Raw genomic sequence first — 19523 nt, 5'->3', positions numbered from 1 at the left:
AGGGCCCGTGCAGCAGTCTAGATACCGTCATTCCACCCCGAACACGTCGTCGAGCACCAATCTCGCGCGTCCCGGGACCTCCTCGTCCGGGAAGATCTCGGCACATAGCCCGAGAACCTGTTCCGCGCTCGTCAGCCCAAGATGATCGACGAGAAATCGGATGTCCTCCGCATCCCGTCGGCGAGCGGCAAGCACCTTCATGGCCAGCAGGTGCTCCGGAGACGCTGCCGAGACGCGCAGACCAGGGTGGTCGAAGACGCGTGGCGCAGCCGCATCGCCGCCAGGTGCGACGTAGGCGCTCGCCTGCTCGTTCAGCCACCAGTGCGGCATGCCGAGTTCGTCGGCGACGGCCCGGGCTTCGTCGAGCACGATGCCATGCGGCTGGAAAACGGCGTCGATGTCACGCGTGGCTCGTCGGGCGTCGTAAGCCAGTGCCATCGCCGCCCCGCCGAAGATGTAGAGGTCCGCGACGACGCCTCGCCTCGCCAGCCGGTCACCGAGCCGGCGGAAGGCGCCCTCGATCGCCGTGCGGTCCAGAAGTGGATCATCGATGCTCACGCCACCTCCAACTCTTGGGCCGAGACGTAGACGCCACGGCGACGGAATGCGGCCGGCGCGTGGACCACCGCATCCACCCGGGCGGCGCTCGTGTTGAACGGGAACCAGAACGTGCGGAGCGACCGCGCCTCGACCCACGGTGGCGCGCCACGCCCGTCTTTGGCGCTCAGATGCTCTGCCAGCGCCGCGAGGAACACGTCCCAGTGCTCGTTGCCGGTGGAGGCCGGCTCACCGTCCAGCAGCAGCCGGCGAGTCTCCACCGGCTCCCAGCGGTACTCCTCCAGGAATTCCGCCACCAAGCGCCACCGCCGGCTGTCGTCAGCGCCGGCGAGCAGCGCACCCAGACGCACCGCCGTCAGCGGCTCGTAGCTCGCAGCATGCTTTCCCACCGTTCCGACGCTAGTACACGGCAAGGCACCTGAGCTGGCCGGTGCCACCTCCGCTCGGGTGCTTGCAGAACATCGAGCGGTCAGTCCGCCGTGCCCGGCCAGACCGTCACCCGGATCTTCCAGCCCGCTTCGACCGGTGCGACGAACTCGACGAACGCGACGTGGACCTCCTCCCGCGTGTGCACGCAGTATCGACTGCCCTTGCGGTAGGTGGAGTCGATCGTCGCGAAGCCGTTGAGCAGGGCGAGGCAGTCCTCCCGGGTGGGTGTGCCGGCGCGACTCCATCTGGCCAGGCCGGCCCAGACGGGATAGCTCTGGATCGAGCCGCCGCCGTCGTAGATGTCGATGCCGGTGTCCGGCCGGGTGGCCACCCTGGGCGGGTCGGCGTCGAGATCGACGCCGTTGTTGTTGAAGAGCAAGTCGAACGGGCCGGCGGCGGCGCCCTCCGGGGCGGTGACCGGCGGCGGGGACGTCTCCTGGCCGGCCGCCCGGGGCGGGGCGGAGGAGGCCGACGACCGCGTTGCCGGAGGTGCGGCGGAGCCGCCACCGGTGACCTGGTGGAGGAATGCCGCGACACCGACGAGCGCGGTGATCAGGGCGGCGACGGCGGTGAGCATCCCGGCCATCGACTGCCAGAACGACGTCCGTGGCGCGGCGCCGCGCGGTGGCTCGGTCATGTGCCCTCCCGCCGACGGCCCTCGGCATCGATCATCACACACGGACGCTCTCCGGGACCGCCCCGCGCCCACGCCCCGGACGGACCGACCGACCGTGTCAGTCGTCGCCGCGGACGCGGGCGTGCACGTGCATGTCGTGTCGTCCGTCCGCGTGCACGGCGGCGCTGCGTCGGGTGCCCTCCGGACGGAAGCCGGCCTTGACGGCGACCCGGCAGGACGCGTGGTTGCGGGTCGAGTGGTCGAGTTCGAGGCGGTGGAAGCCCACCGCGCCGAACGCCCAGTCGCTCACCGCCCGCAGCGACCGGGAGGCCACGCCCGCGCCGCGCGCGGCCGGCGCCACCCAGTACGCGCACACCGCCACCCCGTCACCGAGGTCCATCGCGCCCACGACGATGCGGCCCAGCGCGTCACCACCGCCGTACGTCATCGCCCAGCTCGCCGCCGTCTCCTGCCGCCACGCCCGGCGGTAGAACGCGAACCACTCGCGGACCTGCTCCTCGGAGGCGGGCCGGCGGGTGTGCCAGCGCCGGATCTCCGGATCCCGGTACGCGGCCAGGAACGCCGCCGCGTCGGTGTCCCGCCAGGGCCGCAGGACGAGGTCGCGGCCGGCGGCGAGCGTGGGTTGCGGACCGGCCGCGAGCGTGCCGGCGGGGACGGCCGGCCGTGTCGAGAGTGGAAACCTCACCCGCCCATCCTGCACCCGTCCGCGTCCTAGAATCGGACGATGAGCAGGATCGATCGGGCGAGCCGGGCGATCGCCGCGCCGCCGGCGACGGTCTACGACGCGCTCCTGGACCGGGCGGCGCTCGAGGCGTGGCTGCCGCCCGAGGGCATGCGGGGGCGGATCGACCGGTGGGATCCCCGCCCCGGCGGCGGGTTCCGGATGGTGCTCACCTACCTCGACCCCACCGACAGCCCGGGCAAGACGTCGGACGCGACCGACGTCGTGGACGTCGGGTTCGCCGAGCTGGCGCGGCCGGCGCGGGTGGTGCAGACCGCGGTGTTCCAGGCCGACGACCCGGCGTACGCGGGAACCATGACGATGACCTGGCACCTGGCCGCGGCCGGCGACGGCACCGAGGTGACGGTCACCGCGACCGGCGTGCCACCCGGCATCGACCAGGCCGTCCACGAGGAGGGCATCGCGTCCTCCCTGGCGAATCTCGCGTCCCACGTCGAGCGCGGGGCCTGACCCTCGTCCGTCACCGCATCGCGGCGCGTGCCTGCTCGACCTGCCCGACGATCCGGTCGGCGCCGGCCGAGCCGGCCAGCGCCTCGGCCTCGTCCAGCAGCGCTTCGGCCTCCTCGGGGCGGCTCTGCTCCCGGGCGAGGTAGGCGAGGCCGACCAGGTTCGCGGCGACACCCGCCGGGAATCCGCATGCCCGGCGCAGGCGGGTGGACTCCTCCAGGTGCCCGCGCGCGTCGTCCAGGTCGCCGACCATGTGGGCGGCGATCCCCAGGTGGCGAAGGGCGTAGGAACTGGTCAGGTCGTCCGCGACCTGCGCGGCGAGGGTGCGGGAGCGTTCGAACTGGGGAACGGCGGCGGCGTTGTCGGCGCGTACCACCTGGTGGTAGACGCCGATCTGGAAGCGGGCCCGAGCCTGACCGCCCACGTCGCCCAGGGCTTCGTAGGTCGCGCACGCCCGCTCGAAGAGCGCCAGCTCGTGCGGGTCCTCGACCCGATCGTCGAGGAATCGGGCGTGCAGGACGCGGCCCCTGGTGAGCGCGAGTTCCGCCTCCACGGCGTCGAGCGCGCGGTCGGCCTCCGGCAGCAGGGTGCGGTCACCTCCGAACACCACCCGGTCGCAGAGGTCCCCGGCCCGCCGCAGATGATCGTCGAGGTTCATCGGTCCAGTGTGGAAGACACCCGACCCTCCTGTCCGCCCCGACAGCGTCTAGCCGGGACCGATATCTGGGGGGATCCGCTCCCCCGCGCCCGCGCCTACCTGGCCCGGCACACGCCGCCCTGGGCGTAGCCGCCCGGCCGCTCACCCGCCTCGGCGCTCCCCTGATGGACGAGCCGGGCCACCCGAACGAGTACCGCTCCTTCTTCCTGGGTCACGCTGCCGGTGCCCGCGACCGAGGCTTCGGCCGCGCGGAACAGGTCCGTCACCGATCGGCCTGCCGAGCCGTACGGTCGGTCAGGCGGAACCGGGCGGCGAGGTCGTCGGCGAGGTCGCGGACGTCGCGCGAGCCGTCGACGGTCACCACCGGCAGGCGCGAGACGGCCGCCCGACGGCGGATCTCGGCGTCCCACAGCTCGTCGCGCCCCAGCCGCAGGGCGAGCGCCTCGCGGTGGTCGCCGTCTCCCCAGTTCGCCCGGGCCCGCGCGGGGTCGGCGAACCGGGCACGCAACGCCCGGTCCCGGAACGTCGGCGTCGGCAGGAGGAACACCGCCTGCTCCGGCCAGGTCAGCAGCGGAGCCACCTCGCCGGGCAGGGTGCGGAAGTCGTCGACCAGGATCGGACGGTCCGCGGGCAACGCCAGCAGGTCGTCCACCACGAACCCGAACGTCTCACCGTGCAGGCTCGGCATCGACTCGAAGATCTCCTGCGCGCTGCGGCCGTTCCACCGCCGCGCCGCCGGGGCGTGCAGCAACGCCCAGAGGTACGGCTGGTCCCCCGCGGTGCACCGACCGACGTAGTCGCGTTCCGCGCGGTCACCGTCGTAGATCAGCACGTCGTGCCGCTCGGCCAGGACGCGGGCGAGGGTGCTCTTGCCCGTCCCGGTGCCCCCGGCGAGCCACCGCACGTGGGCGAGACGGCGAACGAGATCCACGGTACGCCTCATCGGCCGGCCGCCTCCCGCGCGTTCCGCTCCACCAGCTCCCGGTGCGTGGCCCAGTGCGCCGCGTCCGACGTCGGCACGTTCGTCGTCGTCCGCAGCAGGCCGACCGTACCGTCGATCAGCTCCCGAACGATGTCGGCGTGGCCGGCGTGACGCTGCGTCTCGGCGGTGACGTGAACCATGATCTGGTGCAGCGTCACCTCGCCGCCGTCACCCCACCACGGCACCCGGCCGACGGCGTCCAGCGGCAGTGCCTCGATCGTCGCGTCGGCGTGCGCCCAGGCCTGCCGGTAGAGGTCGACGACGGACTCGCGCGACTCGGTCGGCAGCGCCCAGGCGTCCCACGACGCCTCCCCCTCGGGCCATCGCGCAACGGCGTCGGCGGGCCGCCCGAAGGTCTCCCCGAAGTAGCCGAACTCGCCGCGCGCCAGGTGCTTGACCAGCCCCAGCAGGTTCGTCCCGGTGGGCGTCAGCGGGCGGCGGACGTCGTACTCGTCCAGCCCGTCGAGCTTCCACACCACCGCCTCCCGAGCGCCGCGCAGATAGTCGAGCAGGTCCGCCTTGGGGTCGTGATTCGCCATGCCGGCCAGCATGCGGCATCGGCCTCCGGCGCGGGCCCCGATCCGGCTCGGGCGTGCCATGATCCTGACCATGCGTCTCCCGCTCGGCCTGCTCGTCGGATCCGTCGCGGCCGGTGTGCTCTCGGTCGCGGCGGCGCTGCTCGCCATGCGGGCCGCATCGCTGCAGTTCGGCGTGGTCATGCTGCTTTCCCTGCTCGGTCACGTGTTGGCGAGCCGGGGTGCGCGCCGGGTCCGGTGGGCGGTGGCCACCGGGGTCGGGCTGCTGGCCGTGGTGACGGCGACGAGGCTGCTCTGGTACCGGGAGCAGGCCGACGAGGCTGGCTGGCCGACCTCCGGCGCCGGGTTGGCGAAGGTGGCCCTGGCGGCGCACGGGCGGGAGCTGATCGACCGGGAGAGGCTTGCTTCGGCTGGTGTGGCGCTCGGCGTACTCTGCCTCGCGGTCGGTGTGACGGCGTTGCCGGCGCGCGGCCGGCGGCGCGGAACGGTGACCGCCGTGCTCGCGCTGCCGCTGCTCGCCTGGCTCGGGCTGACATCGGCGCGGAATCTGGACGGTCGTCCGCTGCCGGACCTGCTCGGGGCGGTGTGGCCGGCGCTGCTCGCCGCCCTCGTGGCCATCGGGGCGCTCGCGCTGTCCGGACCGCGGGCCGACCGGCGCTGGCTGCTCCCGGCGGGATTGGTCCTGCTGTCGTTCGCGGCGGTCCGCGGGTACGCGGATCTCGCCTCGTCGTGGGCGGGCTGGTGGCTGTTCGCCCATCCCGCCGAGGCCACCTTCCTGGAGGTGGGGTTGACGGTGAGCACGTCGACGACGGGCGTGACGCGGGCCTCGGAGGCCGTGGAGACGGCGATCGCGCTCGCCGGCACGGCGCTGGTGGCCGTGGGGGCGCTGCGCGGTTCCCGCGACGCCGACGGTTCCTAGATGGACGTGGACGATCTCGATCTCGCGGGGCAGCGTGGTTCGCTCACCGCCGGTAACATCCCCATGTTTTGTCGGCAACGGGGAGGACCATCCACATGCGATGGAAGTTATCGGCCGGCGTCCTGGTGGCGCTGGCCTTCATGATTCCGGCGGCGCCGACCGTGGCCCAGGCCCAGGTGCCCGGGCAGGACGCGGCCTGCCAGACGGTCGAGCGGCAGGTCTACAAGGACCTCCGTGAACTCGTCACCATCGACCTGGACACCGCCACCGACACCGAGGTCCGCGTGTTGGCCAACCAGCTCATGGCCGAGGCGAAGCGCGAGCAGTTGCCGGTGGTGCCCGACGCCATCCAGAAGCGGCTCGACGGCACCGCGGACGACCTGCGGGCATTTCTCAAGACGGACCTGGTCAGCGCCTGGTTGCCGGCTCTGCGGATCGAGGCGTACCGCACGTTGACCGACGCCGGCACCAACGTGCAGGACGCGGCGAAGAAGGCGCTCGACGACGGGACCGTCGACGTTCTCCTCGCCTACCTGAACACCGGCCTGTACGACGCGCGGGCGCTCGACTGCGCGGCTCAGCCCACGCCGACGGCGACGCCGACGTCCCAGCCCACCCCGACGCCCAGCGCCACCACGACCGTGGTGCCGACTCCCGTCTCCTCCGTCACGCCCGGTGCTCCCGGCGGCGAGGGCGGCGAGGGTGGTGGGCTGCCCGTGACCGGCACCGACACCGCGACCGTGGCCGGCATCGGCGGTGCGCTCCTACTCCTCGGCGGCGTGGGCTTCCTGATCGGCCGCCGGCGCCGTTCCCGTTTCGTGGCGTAACCGGCACGACGCGCCCGGCCCGCTGTCTTGTCGGGTCGGGCGCGACCGGCGCGCCGGCGTCGCGGTCGACGGCTGCCGAATGCCTCGTTCAGTCGGGCTTGGGGGCGAAGGGATTGCGACGGGGCTGCCGAAGCTCCCGGTCCGCCGGGCACAGGTAGGTCCACGCGCCCCCGGTCACCGACCGGAGATCCGGCAGGGCGGTGCCCCACGTCGGCGGGCGGTCGCCCACCTGTTCGAGGTAACGCTCGTAGACCGCCAGATCGCCGTACCGCGCATCGTGCCGCCAGAGGGCGTACGGCTGCCCGCGCAGCCAGTCGCAGGCCGCGTCTCCCTCGGCGACCAGGTCCGCGGTGGGTGGCAGCACCCGCAGGGGCTGGTCGGTCTGCCGGTCGCCGTACTGCTTGAGGTGGGCCAGGTATCCGGCCTCGTCACGAGGATGGGTGACATGGACGCCGAGCACGGCGACCGGTAGGGCGAGCACGCCGGCCAGGGCCAGCCCGCACACGATCCGCAGGCGTTTCCGCACCGGGACATGATAGATCGAGGTACGGCCCACCGTGCTCGCGTCTTTCGGCCTACTGTGTCGGCGTGCCCGCCCCCGACGACGTCGCTGACGAACGCGTACCCGTGCGGTCGCGACGCCGACATGTCCGGTGGCTGTCGATCGTCGGGGTCGTCGCCTGCTGTTTCGGCGTGCTCAGGCTGATCGGTCCCGCGCAGACCCCGGCGCAACGCCACCTGTCCGACATCGACGTGCGTGGCTACGAGCGGGTGGACGACTACATCGATCCCGGCACCGCGCCGGACGAGGCTCGCGCCGCCGTCGCGATCTTCGTCGGGCCTCCGGACGACGACGTCCTCGCCCGCGTGTCCGGGCCCGGGCTCGTCCTCAGCATTCCGCCGAACGATCAGGTGTTCCCCGGCCTCGACATGGTCGGACGCGGGCGATGGCACGGCTGTTTCGTGCACGTCAACCGCTGGCAGGCGAGTGATCCGCCCTCGGCGTCCGACAAGCTGACCGCCGAGCAGGCCGCGGCGTTCCGGGCGGGACGGCTGTCGGTGCTGGACGTCGCGGTCGGGTGCGGCGACGGGTAGTCGCCGGCGCCGCCGCTGTTAGCCTCGCCGGCATGACTGCGCAGATCACCGCCGGGCAGTTCCACGCGGCCGACGGTGTCGAGGACTGGCGATGCCTCTACCACGCGGTCTCGGCCCGCTTCCGGACCGGTTCACTGGCCGAGGGCGTCGCGCTCGCCGACGGGATCGGTCAGCTCGCCGGCGAGACCGAGCAGCGGTACGTCAGCGTCGACCTGCGCCACGACGGCGTCACCGTGTCCCTGTCCCGGCGCGACGTCGAGCTGGCCCGGCGGATCTCGGCCGTCGCCCGGGCGCTGGGCATTCCCGCCGACCCGACCGCCGTGCAGCTCGTCAACGTCACCCTCGACGTACTCGTCGGCGCAAGGGTGCTGCCGTTCTGGCGGGCGCTGCTCGGCTACCGCGCGGTCGGCGACGACTACCTGGGCGACCCGGCGCGGCGCGGCCCGGGCCTCGGGTTGCAGCAGATGGACGCGGCGCGTCCACACCGCAACCGCATGCACCTCGATGTCGCCGTCCCGCACGACCAGGCCGAGGCCCGCATCGCCGCCGCCCTGGCCGCGGGCGGCCACCTCGTCTCCGACGCGCACGCGCCGATGTGGTGGGTCCTGGCCGACGCCGAGGGCAACGAGGCGTGCGTCGCCACCTGGGTCGGCCGCGACCAGCGCCGTTCCGACACCGCCGGTCCGGTCATCACCGATCCATGAGATCAAGACGGGCTACCGGCACGGGCAGCGCCATGCGCATGCGCCTTGTAGCGTGCGCTGCCATGACCTTGAAACCGGTGCATGTCCCCCCTGTGACGCGCCGTAGGCGGCTCGTGGTCGCTGCGGTGCTCGCTGTCGCGCTGTGCGCCGGTTATCTGTCGGTCGCCATCGGCCATCGCCTCGATCACGGCAGCTCATGGTGGCACGGGGCTGACGCGGAGTCCCGCACGGAAGAGCAGCGGACGGAGGTGCGATTCGCCTTCAATCCCGGAGGGCAGATCACCTTCGGCGCGTCCATCCGCAATCCGGGTCCGATGCCAGTGACGATCACCGGCATCACGGCCAATGACGGTCCTGCGGATCGGCAGGTGTTCAAGACGGCACGTCTGGCGGTGAACCAGGCCGACGAGGCCACTGTCGTGATGTTCGACCCTGCTGCGGCGACACCGTTCCGACCGATCAAGGTGGGGGCGGGCATGGAGCTGCCGGTCTTCGTCACGATCACGATCCCGGACGTGGAGATGGCTCCTGGATCAGGGCTCTTTTTCGATGACCTCGCGGTCGACTACGCCGTGCTCGGCCTGCCTCGTCACCAACAGGTGCCGATGGGCTTCCGCCTGTTGGTCCACTCTCCGAACGGCTATGTTCCACGCTGACCGGGCTGTATTGATGGCTGCACCGCTACCGGCCGGGGTCCTCGCCTCGCAGTACGTGGACAGCGGCCACCACATCCCTGACGGTGCGGTCAGGCGGGGTGAGTTTCGCCGGCCAGTCCATCCCTCGGCTGACCCAAAGGGTGGCAAGCCCTGCCGCACGGCCACCCTCGACGTCAAGTACAGGGCTGTCACCGATCGCCCAGCCCCCGCCCAGCAGATCGCGACCTGGCCGAGTGGGCTCCTACCAGCGAAAACACCTCTCGACATCTCTCACCACTCCCCCACCGCCCGTCGACCTCTTGCGGACTGGATGCGGACCGCTCGGACCAGTGGGCGGTCTTGGGAGTAGAACAAGATCAGTCGTTGCGGCTACCAGTACGTCAGGCGTAACACGTCTCGGGCAACCAGGCCGCCCGGCGGCCGCAACGGGTCGTAGCCGTCACCGAAATACCCTGCTCGCTGATGAGCGCGGAGAACGAGGCGATGGCCGGCGAACACCAGGATGAAGCCAACGGCAGCCATCGTCGCCGCCCCCTGGGGGGACACCAGCCGCACACCCGCTGCCCGGAACGGCCACGGAAAGACAGCCAAGAGGATCGCCAAACGGTAGACCCAGATTCCCGCACGGTAGGTGAAAAGCCGCCGGCATGCCTCGAAATCGCTGGTGTTGATCGACACCGCGTCAGGTTAGTCCGTGCTCGGCTCTCATCGCTGACCCTGCCGTCGCCGCTGTCTTTGCGCTTTCACGGCCTGCCGGTCAACCGCTCCTCTCCCCGAAGCCCATCTCCGCCGCCGCTCCCCCGGTTCCTGGTCGAGCCGATCGCCGCGCGGATTGCCGGCCGTTCCGGTGACGAGCTGGTGTTCACGTCCCCCGCGGGCGGGGTGTTGCGTAACAACAACTTCCGTCGTCGGGTCTTCGATCGGGCTGCGGTGTCGGTCGGGCTCGCGGGCCTGACTCCGCACGAGCTGCGGCATACGGCGGCCAGTCTCGCGGTGGCTGAGGGCGCCAACGTCAAGGCTGTGCAGCGGATGCTCGGGCACGCTTCGGCGGCCATGACGCTGGATGTGTACGCGGACCTGTTCGAGGACGACCTGGACCAGATGGCGGATCGCCTCGACCGGGCGGCGGGTCGTGCTGCTGCGGACTCAGCGCGGACTGCGGGCGTCGGTCCGGACCTCGATGCGACGGGTTCGGGTCGTCGGCAGCATGGCTGAGCTGGGAGAACGGCTGGTGGGGCGGGCGGGGTTCGAACCCGCGACCGAGGGATTATGAGTCCCCTGCTCTAACCGGCTGAGCTACCGCCCCGTCACCGCGCCGGATCGTAACCTGCCGATCGATCTCCGGCCACCACCGGCCCGGCGGCGACGTCGGCCGCGGCAGCACGGTGGGCAACGCGAGGATAACAGCGAGCAGCCGGCCGGCACGCGCCGGAAAGGCCTCAGCCCCGCAGCTCGTCCAGCACCGCCCCGGCGGTCCGCCAGCCGCTGGCCAACGCGCCCTGGATGGACGGGCTGTCCCGGTGGTCGCCGGCCACGAAGAGGCCGTCGCCGAGTGCCACCGGCTTGCGCAGCCGGCCCTGCGGCGGCGGGGCGGCCGGGAGCGCGTCCGGCACCGAGACGGTGGTGAGGTGGGTCCAGTCGGCGGTGGGGCGGCCGTAGAGGCGGTCCAGCTCGCGGCGGATCACCGGTTCGGGCGGGGCCTGCGGGCCGACCACCGAGGTGGCCACCAGGTGCTGCCCGGCCGGCGCGTACGTGGGCGCGGCCTTGCTGATCACCACCGTGTTGGCGACCAGTTCCCGCCGGTCGCCGTCGAGCAGCAGGATCGGCTCGGCCAGCGGCGCGTCCTCGGTGCGGTGGTAGTAGGTGGTGTAGGCGTGCATGCGTACCCGGTCGACGGCGGGCAGCAGCGTGGCCGCCGCCGGCGGGTCGGCGGCGACCACGACGGCGCGGCAGGTGATCTCGCCGGCCTCGGTGCGGACCCGGCCGGGCGCGACGGCGGTGACCGGGGTGCGCAGCGCGATCAGTTCGGCGGGCAGCGGCGCGGCGACGGCCTGCGGCAGCGCGCCCATTCCGCGCGCGGGCAGGCCGATCCGGCCCCGGGCGAAGGAGCGCAGGATGACCGCGAAGACGTGGCTGGAGGTGGCCAGCTCGCGGTCGAGCAGTACGCCGCTCAGGAACGGCCGGAGCAGTTCCTCGATGATCGCGGCGGAGAGCCCGGCCCGGCGTAGCGCCGTCTCGGTGCTGGTCTCCGGCGCGGCGAGCAGCCGCCCGACGGGCAGGGTGGCGCAGCCGGTGGCGAGCGCGGCCAGGCGCAGCCGGTCGCGTAGCGAGCCGACGCCGGCGGTCAGCGCGCCGGGCGCACCGGTGGGTTCGCGCAGCGGGTTGACCAGCCGTTCCAGCCGGTCGCCGCGGCGCACCAGCACGCCCGAGGTGAACCAGCCCAGGTCGAGGGTGCCGAGGTCGAGCAGCGCGCCGAGCCGGGGATAGGCGGTGTTGAGCACCTGGAAGCCGCGGTCCAGCAGGAACCCGTCGACCTCGTCGGTGGCGACCCGCCCGCCGAGCCGGTCGCCGGCCTCCAGCAGCCGCCAGGGCACGCCGGCGCGGTGCAGCCGGCGGGCGGCGGCGAGGCCGGCCAGGCCGCCGCCGACGATGACCACGTCGGTGTCAGGCACGGTCGACCCCCGCTCCGGCGCGGTCGCCGTCGCGGTGCGACTTCGACAGCCGGCCCGGCCACCACACCTTGGGCCCGATGTCGTACGCGAGCGCGGGCACCAGCAGCGAGCGGACCACGATGGTGTCGAGCAGCACCCCGGCGGCGACCGCCACGCCCAACTCCACCAGCACCACCAGCGGCAGGACGGCGAGCGCGGAGAACGTGGCGGCGAGCACGATGCCGGCGCTGGTGATGACGCCGCCGGTGACCGCCAGGCCGGCGAGCACCCCGGCCCGGGTGCCCCGGCGCACCGACTCCTCGCGGACGCGACTCATCAGGAAGATGTTGTAGTCGATGCCGAGCGCGACCAGGAACACGAACGCGAACAGCGGGAACGACTGGTCGACGCCGGGGAAGCCGAAGACGTACTTGAAGAGCAGCGCGCAGAGGCCGAGCGTGGCCAGGAACGACAGCACCACGGTGGCGATCAGCAGCACCGGGGCGACCAGGGCGCGCAGCAGCAGCGCCAGGATGACCGCGATGACCAGCAGCACCACCGGGATGATGACGTTGCGGTCGCGCACGGACGCGTCGGCGGTGTCGACGTTGATAGCGGTGAAGCCACCGACCACGGCGTCCGCGCCGGGCACCGCGTGCACGGCCTCGCGCAGGTCGCGGATGGCCTGTTCGGCGCCGTTGCTGTCGGGCGGGTCGGCGAGCGTGACGTTGAGCTGGACCCGGCCGTCGACCACCTTGGGCGGCGCGTTGGGGTCCGGTGGCGCGTTCTCGCCCCGCTGGTCGAGCGGCGCGACCGAGGCGACACCCTTGACGCCCTGCGCCACCTGGGCGACCCGCTGCGCGGCGGCCTGCTGGGTGAAGATGGTGGCCGGGCTGCCGGTGCCGGCCGGGAAGTGCCGGTCGATGACCTCCTGCCCGGCCACCGAGTCGGTGCGCTGGGTGAAGAGCTGGGTCTGGCCGAGGGTGGTGGCGCCGAGCTGGGTCACCCCGATCGCCAGCGCGGCCAGGACGACGGCGGTGACGATCCAGACGGTACGCGCGCGGCGCGCCACGAAGCCGGCGATGCGCCCCCAGATGCCGTGCTCGGTGCGCGGGTCGGCGTCGTCGTGCCGGGGTCGCCGGGGCCAGAACGCCCACCGGCCGCCGAGCACCAGCAGCGCGGGCAGGAACGTCAGCATCACCAGCAGCGTCGCGGCGATGCCGACGGCGCTGACCGGGCCGAGCGCCCGGTTGGAGTTGAGGCTGGACAGCAGCAGGCAGAGCAGGCTGACGATGACGGTGGCCCCGGAGGCGATGATGGCCGGGGCGGCACCCTTCCAGGCGGCCTTCATCGCGTCCCAGGGGCGTTCGTGCCGGTGCAGTTCCTCGCGGTAGCGGGCGATGAGCAGCAGCGCGTAGTCGGTGCCGGCGCCGAAGACGAGCACGGTGAGGATGCCCTGTGCCTGCCCGTTGAGCTTGACCACGTCGTTCTTGGCCAGCAGGTAGACGAAGACGGCGGCCAGTGAGTAGGACATGCCGGCGGCCAGCAGCGGAAAGATCCAGAGCACCGGGCTGCGGTAGACGATCAGCAGGATGACCAGCACCACCACCAGGGTGACCAGCAGCAGCGGCCCGTCGATGGCGGAGAACACCTCGATCAGGTCGCCGAGCAGGCCGGCCGGGCCGGCCACGTCGACGGTGAGCCCGTCGCGGTCCGGGCCGGCGATGCTCCGCAGTTGGTCGACGACGCTACGGATCTGTTCGCCCTCGGCGCTGTCGATCGGCACGATCACCTGGGCGGCCTGCTTGTCCTGGCTGACGATCGGCGGGGGCAGCGGGCCGATCACGCCGGGCACCTGGGCGAAGCGGGCGGCGTCGGCCTGGATCCGCTGCTGGTCGGCGGGCGTGATGCCGCCGGTGCGCTCGTAGACCACGAGCGCCGGGGTGGACTCCCGGTCGACGAATCCGGCGGACAGGTCCTGGGCGCGGGTGGCCTCGGCGTCGGCCGGGAGGAAGGAGGCGTTGTCGTTGGTGGCGACGTCACCGAGCTTGCCGGCGTACGGGCCGGCGACGCCGCCGACGATCAGCCAGCCGAGCACCACCGCCACCGCGATCAGCGTCGCGGTCCAGCGGCTGCGTCCTGCGGCCATCTCCACCACCCTCGGATCGACGCAAAAATCGACGCAGCGGGAGTCTAAGTCGACGTCGACCATCCTGCCGTCCGAAGCGGCGTTCGCGGGCGGAAATCGGGCGGGCGTACGGGCCCGGCAACGAGAAACGCCCGTCGGCGGGGCCGACGGGCGTGCGCTGGAGCGAAGCTCCCCCGATTGGACTCGAACCAATAACCTGCCGGTTAACAGCCGGCTGCTCTGCCAATTGAGCTACAGGGGATCGTGCACCGCTCGGCTCGGATCTCCCCGCGCCGTGCGACGGGAAAAGAATACAGGACATCGGGGGGTGGCGCGCCAGTGGGTTGCCGGCGCCCCAGAATCGGGACAAATCGTCATCTCGGCACAGGGAGGTATGAGCCGAGAGCAGGATGGGTAGTTAGGCACCAACAGAGTTCAGGTACGAAAGGAGCCGCCATGCGCGGAAAGATCATGTTTCTTGGCGGGCTGGCAGCGGGCTTCGTCCTGGGCGCCCGTGCCGGCCGGGAGAAGTACGAGGAGCTGGTGGTCCGCGGGCGTAAGGTGCTCGACCACCCGACCGTCCAGGAGGCGGCCGGCGTCGCGCAGGCCCAGGCGACCCGGCTCTACTCCGAGGGCAAGGACAAGCTCGGGCAGAGCAAGCTCGGCGAGAAGATCTCCACGGGCAACGGCAGCAAGTCAGGGCTGACCGACGCCGACAAGCCGTTCGCCGGCACGCCGGCCGCGGTGGGCAGCAAGGTCGGCACCAGTGGCACGAGCGCGACCGGCTCGACCACGACCGGCACCAGCACCAAGCCGAACGGCACCAGCAGCACCCTCTGACGTCAGCGGAAGCGGGTCGGCACCTCCGGGTGACCGGCCCGCTTCCGTGTGTCCGTCCGCACGTGTCACGCCGCCGTGACGGCGGTGTGGCACATTCTCCGGTGGGGAGGTGGACGATCACATGGCGATGGTCGGACCGGAGACCGAGGACCAGGCGCGGCTGCTGAGACTGCTGCGCGACGACGGTCCCCGCTCGCGGGTGGAGCTGGTCGACGTCCTCGGGCTCCCCCGGGCCCGGTTCGCCGCCGAGGCGGACCGGTTGATCGAGCAGGGCCTGGTCGAGACCGCGGGACCGGCCGCGTCCCGGGGCGGGCGTCGCTCGTCGCTGCTGCGGATCGGTGCGCAGGTGCGCTTCGGCGCGGTCGTGCTCGGCGGCGGCCGGTTGCGGGTCGCGCTGACCGACGGCGAGCTGAACCCGCTCGCCCGCCACGACGAGCCGGTCGACGTGCGGCTCGGCCCGGAGCCGGTGGTCGGCCGCGCGGTGGAGCTGCTCGGCAAGCTGCGGGCCGAGGCGGGACTGGCCCGGCTGACCGGCGTCGGGGTGGCGCTGCCCGCGCCGGTCGCGGTCCGCGACGGCTCGCCGGTCTCTCCGCCCGCGCTGCCCGGCTGGCACCGGTTCCCGGTACGCGACACGCTCGCCGCCGAGCTGGGCTGCCCGGTGCAGGTGGACAACGACGCGAACGCGATGGCGCTCGGCGAGTGGCACGCCGGCACCGGCCGCCCGTTCGACGACTTCCTCTACGTCAAGCTCGGTGACGCGGTGAGCTGCGGCCTGGTGCTCGGCGGCTCGCTCTACCGGGGCGCGGCCAGCGGGGCCGGCGACATCGGGCACCTCCAGCTCACCGAGGACGGGCCGCTCTGCGGCTGCGGCAACACCGGCTGCGTCGAGGCGTACTGCGGGGATGCGGCGCTGGTGCGGGAGGCAGTGACGGCCGCGCGGGCCGGGCGCTCGACGGCGCTGGCGGACCGGCTCGCGGCGGCCGGCGCGCTGACCGTGGCCGACGTGGCCGGCGCGGCGACCCAGGGCGACCCGGCGGCGCAGACGCTGGTCCGGGACGCCGCCCGCCGGCTCGGTCAGGTGCTGGTCGACCTGGTCAGCTTCGTCAACCCGGCCATCGTGATCATCGGTGGCGCGGCGCCGGGCATCGGCCCGGTCCTGCTCGCCGAGATCCGTGGCGTGGTCTATCGCCGGTCCACGCCGCTGGCCACCGGCAGCATGCCCATCGTCCTGTCCGACCTGGACGACCGCGCCGCCCTGATCGGCGCCGCCCGCCAGACCAGCGACCAGGCCTTCACCACCCGCTGACCCCACCCCACCCCCACCCCCACCCCGTCGATCTTGCAGTTTCGGCCCCTCGAATGTGGCAGTTGACCCGTTATGGAAGGGCCGAAACTGCAAGATCGCGCGAGACGGGGCGGGGTTAGGGGCGGGTGCTGAAGGCGGCGTCGAAGGCGGCGGTGGGGGCGTCGAAGGCGAGGCGGCGGACGAACTGGAGTGCCTCGGGGGCGCCGACCAGGCGGTCCATGCCGGCGTCCTCCCACTCGATCGAGATCGGGCCGTCGTAGCCGATCGCGTTCAACGCCCGGAAGCAGTCCTCCCAGGGCACGTCGCCGTGGCCGGTGGAGACGAAGTCCCAGCCGCGCCGCAGGTCGGCCCAGGGCAGGTGGGAGGAGAGCCGGCCACGCCGGCCGTCGCCGGTGCGCACCTTCGCGTCCTTGCAGTCCACGTGGTAGATCCGGTCGGCGAAGTCGAAGATGAAGTTGACCGGGTCCAGCTCCTGCCAGACGAAGTGCGACGGGTCCCAGTTGAGCCCGAACGCCTCCCGGTGGCCGATCGCCTCCAGGGTCCGCTTCGTGGTCCAGTAGTCGTAGGCGATCTCGCTGGGGTGCACCTCGTGCGCGAAGCGCACGCCCTCGGCGTCGAAGACGTCCAGGATCGGGTTCCACCGGTCGGCGAAGTCCTGGTAGCCGCGCTCGATCATGGCCGGCGGCACCGGCGGGAACATCGCCAACGTGTGCCAGATGGACGAGCCGGTGAACCCGACGACGGTGCGTACGCCGAGCTTCGCCGCCGCCCGCGCGGTGTCCTTTATCTCCTCGGCCGCGCGGCGGCGCACCCCCTCCGGCTCGCCGTCGCCCCAGATCCTGGCCGGCAGGATGTCCTGGTGCCGCTCGTCGATCGGGTGGTCGCAGACCGCCTGCCCGACCAGGTGGTTGGAGATGGTGAAGACCTGGAGGTTGTGCTTGGCCAGGGTCTCCCGCTTGCGGTCGACGTAGGAGTCGTCGGCGAGCGCCTTGTCGACCTCGAAGTGGTCGCCCCAGCAGGCGATCTCCAGCCCGTCGTACCCCCACTCGGCGGCGAGCCGGCAGACCTCGTCGAACGGAAGATCGGCCCACTGGCCGGTGAAGAGCGTGATGGGTCGCGCCATTGTCCTTCTCCCCTGTCGTGGTGGGGGATTCCGTCGCGGACCGGGGCGAGGGTGACCGGGGGACGGCGACGGCTGGGCACCGGTGGACGCCGGAGCGTCTGCACCCGACGGGTTGCGCCTCCCGACGGGTCACCGGCCACCTCGCGGTCGCCGTCCCCACTCTATGGCCTACCTCACGGCAGGGTCCAGCGCTGGTTGGCGGCGCCGGTGCAGGTCCACAGGTGCACCGCCGTGCCGTCGGCCGAGTTGTTGCCGGACACGTCCAGGCACTTGCCGGACTGCGGGTTGCGCACCGTGCCGTCGGCCTGCGCCGACCAGTTCTGCGCGCCGGTGCCGTTGCACGTCCAGAGCTGGATCTTCGTGCCGTCCGCGCTCGCCCCGCCGGAGACGTCCAGGCACTTGCCCAGCGCCTTCACCGGCCCGTTCGGCGTGACCGTCCAGGTCTGCGCCGTCGACGAGTTGCAGGTGTAGAGCTGGATCTGGGTGCCGTCGGCGGTCGCCGCGTTGCGCACGTCGAGGCACTTGCCGGCCAGCCCCTTCACCGGGCCGGTCCCGCCGGTGCCGCCACCGCCGCGGACCAGCGTGAAGTCGTCCACGTCGAAGAGGCCGGACCCGCTTCCGGTGAACGTCAGGTACACCGTCTGCGTGCCCGACGGCACCCCGCTCAGCGTGGTCGTGACGTCGGCGAACGTGGTCCAGCTCCCGGTGTTGGGCACCGCCACCTGGCCGAGCAGCGGGCCGGTCGGCGAGCCGGTCCGCACCTGGATCGTGCCGCCCGGCCCGCCGGAGACCACCCGGGCCCGCAGCGACGTCACGCCGGTCAGGTCGAGGCCCTGGTACGCGGCCCAGTCGCCCGGGTCGACGTACCCCAGGGTCTGCCCGCCGTTGGCGCCGGCCTTGGTGAACGCGCTGACGCCGCTGGCCGCGCTGAACGACTCGGCCGGCACGGTGGTGTTCCCGGTCGGCGGCGGGGTGCCGCCCAGTTCCTTGATCCGGATGTTGCGGAACGACGCGTCGTCGCCGGTGCCGTGGTTCTGGATGCCGACGTGCCCGGCGAGCGAGCGGACCGGGTCGGTGTTGGTGAAGTCGTTGATCCGGACGCCGTTGAGGAAGACCTGGAGGCGTTCGCCCTCGACCAGGATCTCGTAGGTGTTCCACTCCCCCGCCGGGTTCAGCGCCGCGTCCCGGGCCGCCAGGTCGGCGGACTTGAACCCGTAGATCGCGCCGGTGGTCCTGTCCGCCGCGTCGGTGGGGTCGATCTGCACCTCGTAGCCGTTGCTCACCGCCGAGTTCGGGTCGCTCGACGGCGGGAAGCCGACGAACACCCCGGAGTTGTCGTCGCCGGCGAGCCGCCAGTCCAGCTTGAGCGAGTAGTTGGTGAACTGCTTCGCGCTGTACCAGTAGAGGCCCATGCCGCCGACCGAGGTGAGCGTGGCGTCGGAGTTGGTGAAGCTGCCCGGCCCGGCCTGCGACCAGCCGGTGGTGCCGCCGTTGTAGAGCGCGGTGTAGCCGGTCTCCGGCCGGCAGTCGGCCTTGGTGCGCCCGGCGGCGTAGCGGATGCCGCCGAGCAGGTGCGCGCGGAACGCGGGCTCGGCGTACGACGCCTGGGTGTGGCCGCCGCCGGTGTAGAAGGACCGGCCGCCGCTGTAGGGCTTGCACCAGGCGTGCGGGTGGTCGCCACCCATCGAGCCACCGCTGTACGTGGACTCGTCGAGGCTGGCCAGCACGTGCGCGGTGGAGCGGGCGTTGGTGCGGTAGTCGTACCACTCGTCGGTGCGGCTCCAGCGTTGCGGGAGGTGCGCGGTGGCCGCGTGCGCCCGGTCCTCCACCTTGACGCTGGCCGGCTGGATCGCCGGGTGGGACGCGAACCAGGCGCCGACCAGGTTGCCGTAGAACGGCCAGTCGTACTCGGTGTCGGCGGCGGAGTGCACGCCGACGTACCCGCCGCCACCGCCGATGTACGACTCGAAGGCGGCCTGCTGGGTCGCGTTGAGCACGTCACCGGTGGTGTTGAGGAAGATCACCGCCTCGAAGCGGGCCAGGTTGGCGGTGGTGAACTGGGTGGCGTCCTCGGTCGCGGTGACCGTGAAGTTGTTCGCCGCGCCCAGGTCGCGCACGGCCTGCGTGCCGACCGCGATGGAGTCGTGCCGGAAACCGGCGGTCTTGGAGAAGACCAGCACGTCGTACGGGGCGTCGGCGGCGCTCGCCGGGGCGGCGGCGCTGGTGGCGGCCACGGCGGTCACCGCCACCAACGCGATGCGGAGGAGTCTCATCGGGGTTCTCCC

23 protein-coding genes and 2 tRNA genes are annotated in these 19523 nt (G+C 72.4%); 9 read left to right on the top strand and 16 right to left on the bottom strand.

From position 1 onward, the window contains the following. Positions 1-27: 27 nt before the first annotated feature. The 4 genes from H1D33_RS01455 to H1D33_RS01440 all read right to left on the bottom strand — a co-directional run bounded on the left by H1D33_RS01455 (position 28) and on the right by H1D33_RS01440 (position 2309). Entirely contained in the window at positions 28-558 is a 531-nt protein-coding gene (locus H1D33_RS01455) for a DUF6036 family nucleotidyltransferase (RefSeq protein WP_181569783.1), read from the bottom strand. Next, a complete protein-coding gene (locus H1D33_RS01450) occupies positions 555-947 on the bottom strand; it encodes a hypothetical protein (RefSeq protein WP_181569784.1) in 393 nt (130 codons plus the stop codon). Before H1D33_RS01450 ends, H1D33_RS01455 begins: the two co-directional genes overlap by 4 nt. 80 nt (positions 948-1027) lie before the next feature. Continuing rightward, positions 1028-1624 (bottom strand): hypothetical protein, encoded by a 597-nt coding sequence (locus H1D33_RS01445; protein WP_181569785.1) that lies wholly within the window; start codon positions 1622-1624, stop codon positions 1028-1030. 97 nt (positions 1625-1721) lie between these two features. Next, on the bottom strand, positions 1722-2309 hold the full coding sequence (locus H1D33_RS01440) for a GNAT family N-acetyltransferase (protein WP_181569786.1): 588 nt from the start codon (positions 2307-2309) through the stop codon (positions 1722-1724). 39 nt (positions 2310-2348) lie between these two features. Here H1D33_RS01440 and H1D33_RS01435 point away from each other — a divergent pair, with 39 nt between their 5' ends. Further along, positions 2349-2816: an SRPBCC family protein gene (locus H1D33_RS01435; protein ID WP_181569787.1), complete on the top strand. Its 468-nt coding sequence runs from the start codon at positions 2349-2351 to the stop codon at positions 2814-2816. Between the two features lie 10 nt (positions 2817-2826). Here H1D33_RS01435 and H1D33_RS01430 read toward each other — a convergent pair whose 3' ends face one another. The 4 genes from H1D33_RS01430 to H1D33_RS01415 form a co-directional block, all read right to left on the bottom strand. After that, entirely contained in the window at positions 2827-3471 is a 645-nt protein-coding gene (locus H1D33_RS01430) for a tetratricopeptide repeat protein (RefSeq protein WP_181569788.1), read from the bottom strand. Between the two features lie 95 nt (positions 3472-3566). Next, the gene (locus H1D33_RS01425) at positions 3567-3737 is read right to left on the bottom strand and encodes a hypothetical protein (RefSeq protein ID WP_181569789.1); all 171 of its coding nucleotides are present in this window, start codon (positions 3735-3737) and stop codon (positions 3567-3569) included. Beyond that, on the bottom strand, positions 3734-4402 hold the full coding sequence (locus H1D33_RS01420) for a nucleoside/nucleotide kinase family protein (protein ID WP_181569790.1): 669 nt from the start codon (positions 4400-4402) through the stop codon (positions 3734-3736). Before H1D33_RS01420 ends, H1D33_RS01425 begins: the two co-directional genes overlap by 4 nt. 8 nt (positions 4403-4410) lie before the next feature. Beyond that, on the bottom strand, positions 4411-4992 hold the full coding sequence (locus tag H1D33_RS01415) for a DinB family protein (RefSeq protein WP_181569791.1): 582 nt from the start codon (positions 4990-4992) through the stop codon (positions 4411-4413). 70 nt (positions 4993-5062) lie between these two features. On the opposite strand from H1D33_RS01415, the gene H1D33_RS01410 reads away from it, so the two are divergent. Both H1D33_RS01410 and H1D33_RS01405 read left to right on the top strand, forming a co-directional pair. Next, a complete protein-coding gene (locus H1D33_RS01410) occupies positions 5063-5908 on the top strand; it encodes an aminopeptidase (protein ID WP_181569792.1) in 846 nt (281 codons plus the stop codon). A 95-nt stretch (positions 5909-6003) separates the two neighbouring features. Further along, positions 6004-6735 (top strand): LPXTG cell wall anchor domain-containing protein, encoded by a 732-nt coding sequence (locus tag H1D33_RS01405; protein ID WP_181569793.1) that lies wholly within the window; start codon positions 6004-6006, stop codon positions 6733-6735. 88 nt (positions 6736-6823) lie between these two features. Here the strand turns inward: H1D33_RS01405 and H1D33_RS01400 are convergent, their stop codons facing one another. Beyond that, positions 6824-7261 (bottom strand): hypothetical protein, encoded by a 438-nt coding sequence (locus tag H1D33_RS01400; RefSeq protein ID WP_246411757.1) that lies wholly within the window; start codon positions 7259-7261, stop codon positions 6824-6826. A 167-nt stretch (positions 7262-7428) separates the two neighbouring features. Between H1D33_RS01400 and H1D33_RS01395 the strand changes: the two genes are divergently transcribed. From H1D33_RS01395 to H1D33_RS01385, 3 genes are all read left to right on the top strand, one after another. Beyond that, entirely contained in the window at positions 7429-7830 is a 402-nt protein-coding gene (locus H1D33_RS01395) for a hypothetical protein (protein WP_181569795.1), read from the top strand. Positions 7831-7862: 32 nt separating this feature from the next. Next, on the top strand, positions 7863-8534 hold the full coding sequence (locus tag H1D33_RS01390; protein ID WP_181569796.1) for a VOC family protein: 672 nt from the start codon (positions 7863-7865) through the stop codon (positions 8532-8534). Positions 8535-8596: 62 nt separating this feature from the next. Then, on the top strand, positions 8597-9190 hold the full coding sequence (locus H1D33_RS01385) for a hypothetical protein (RefSeq protein ID WP_181569797.1): 594 nt from the start codon (positions 8597-8599) through the stop codon (positions 9188-9190). Positions 9191-9215: 25 nt separating this feature from the next. Here H1D33_RS01385 and H1D33_RS30235 read toward each other — a convergent pair whose 3' ends face one another. Then, the gene (locus H1D33_RS30235) at positions 9216-9386 is read right to left on the bottom strand and encodes an HAD hydrolase-like protein (protein WP_414685528.1); all 171 of its coding nucleotides are present in this window, start codon (positions 9384-9386) and stop codon (positions 9216-9218) included. 266 nt (positions 9387-9652) lie between these two features. Between H1D33_RS30235 and H1D33_RS01380 the strand changes: the two genes are divergently transcribed. Then, positions 9653-10405, top strand: a complete 753-nt coding sequence (locus H1D33_RS01380) for a tyrosine-type recombinase/integrase (RefSeq protein ID WP_181569798.1) — start codon at positions 9653-9655, stop codon at positions 10403-10405. A gap of 14 nt (positions 10406-10419) precedes the next feature. On the opposite strand, the gene H1D33_RS01375 is transcribed toward H1D33_RS01380, so the two are convergent. The 4 genes from H1D33_RS01375 to H1D33_RS01360 form a co-directional block, all read right to left on the bottom strand. Further along, positions 10420-10496: transfer RNA gene (locus H1D33_RS01375), tRNA-Ile, on the bottom strand. Between the two features lie 133 nt (positions 10497-10629). After that, a complete protein-coding gene (locus H1D33_RS01370; protein ID WP_181569799.1) occupies positions 10630-11862 on the bottom strand; it encodes an FAD-dependent oxidoreductase in 1233 nt (410 codons plus the stop codon). Next, entirely contained in the window at positions 11855-13990 is a 2136-nt protein-coding gene (locus tag H1D33_RS01365) for an MMPL family transporter (RefSeq protein WP_181569800.1), read from the bottom strand. Before H1D33_RS01365 ends, H1D33_RS01370 begins: the two co-directional genes overlap by 8 nt. A gap of 168 nt (positions 13991-14158) precedes the next feature. Next, positions 14159-14231, bottom strand: a tRNA-Asn gene (locus tag H1D33_RS01360). A gap of 194 nt (positions 14232-14425) precedes the next feature. Between H1D33_RS01360 and H1D33_RS01355 the strand changes: the two genes are divergently transcribed. Both H1D33_RS01355 and H1D33_RS01350 read left to right on the top strand, forming a co-directional pair. Continuing rightward, positions 14426-14809: a hypothetical protein gene (locus H1D33_RS01355; RefSeq protein WP_181569801.1), complete on the top strand. Its 384-nt coding sequence runs from the start codon at positions 14426-14428 to the stop codon at positions 14807-14809. A gap of 121 nt (positions 14810-14930) precedes the next feature. Continuing rightward, positions 14931-16115 (top strand): ROK family transcriptional regulator, encoded by a 1185-nt coding sequence (locus tag H1D33_RS01350; RefSeq protein WP_181569802.1) that lies wholly within the window; start codon positions 14931-14933, stop codon positions 16113-16115. Positions 16116-16230: 115 nt separating this feature from the next. Here the strand turns inward: H1D33_RS01350 and H1D33_RS01345 are convergent, their stop codons facing one another. Then, positions 16231-17238 carry a sugar phosphate isomerase/epimerase family protein gene (locus tag H1D33_RS01345; protein ID WP_181569803.1) on the bottom strand — a complete coding sequence of 336 codons (1008 nt, stop codon included), beginning with the start codon at positions 17236-17238 and terminating at the stop codon, positions 16231-16233. A gap of 173 nt (positions 17239-17411) precedes the next feature. Beyond that, on the bottom strand, positions 17412-19511 hold the full coding sequence (locus H1D33_RS01340) for a ThuA domain-containing protein (protein WP_181569804.1): 2100 nt from the start codon (positions 19509-19511) through the stop codon (positions 17412-17414). Between the last annotated feature and the right edge of the window lie 12 nt (positions 19512-19523).

This window comes from Micromonospora ferruginea (assembly GCF_013694245.2).
Taxonomy (GTDB): domain Bacteria; phylum Actinomycetota; class Actinomycetes; order Mycobacteriales; family Micromonosporaceae; genus Micromonospora; species Micromonospora robiginosa.
The sequence above is the reverse complement of the archived record's forward strand: the minus strand, read 5'-3'. Positions and strand labels throughout refer to the sequence as shown.

Coding starts and splice junctions, on each gene's coding strand:
- H1D33_RS01340 (WP_181569804.1), bottom strand. CDS start 19,511: ATGAGACTCCTCCGCATCGCGTTGGTGGCGGTGACCGCCGTGGCCGCC.
- H1D33_RS01415 (WP_181569791.1), bottom strand. CDS start 4,992: ATGGCGAATCACGACCCCAAGGCGGACCTGCTCGACTATCTGCGCGGC.
- H1D33_RS01385 (WP_181569797.1), top strand. CDS start 8,597: ATGACCTTGAAACCGGTGCATGTCCCCCCTGTGACGCGCCGTAGGCGG.
- H1D33_RS01350 (WP_181569802.1), top strand. CDS start 14,931: ATGGCGATGGTCGGACCGGAGACCGAGGACCAGGCGCGGCTGCTGAGA.
- H1D33_RS01435 (WP_181569787.1), top strand. CDS start 2,349: ATGAGCAGGATCGATCGGGCGAGCCGGGCGATCGCCGCGCCGCCGGCG.
- H1D33_RS01430 (WP_181569788.1), bottom strand. CDS start 3,471: ATGAACCTCGACGATCATCTGCGGCGGGCCGGGGACCTCTGCGACCGG.
- H1D33_RS01445 (WP_181569785.1), bottom strand. CDS start 1,624: ATGACCGAGCCACCGCGCGGCGCCGCGCCACGGACGTCGTTCTGGCAG.
- H1D33_RS01405 (WP_181569793.1), top strand. CDS start 6,004: ATGCGATGGAAGTTATCGGCCGGCGTCCTGGTGGCGCTGGCCTTCATG.
- H1D33_RS01365 (WP_181569800.1), bottom strand. CDS start 13,990: ATGGCCGCAGGACGCAGCCGCTGGACCGCGACGCTGATCGCGGTGGCG.
- H1D33_RS01380 (WP_181569798.1), top strand. CDS start 9,653: ATGAGCGCGGAGAACGAGGCGATGGCCGGCGAACACCAGGATGAAGCC.
- H1D33_RS01345 (WP_181569803.1), bottom strand. CDS start 17,238: ATGGCGCGACCCATCACGCTCTTCACCGGCCAGTGGGCCGATCTTCCG.
- H1D33_RS01410 (WP_181569792.1), top strand. CDS start 5,063: ATGCGTCTCCCGCTCGGCCTGCTCGTCGGATCCGTCGCGGCCGGTGTG.
- H1D33_RS01355 (WP_181569801.1), top strand. CDS start 14,426: ATGCGCGGAAAGATCATGTTTCTTGGCGGGCTGGCAGCGGGCTTCGTC.
- H1D33_RS01390 (WP_181569796.1), top strand. CDS start 7,863: ATGACTGCGCAGATCACCGCCGGGCAGTTCCACGCGGCCGACGGTGTC.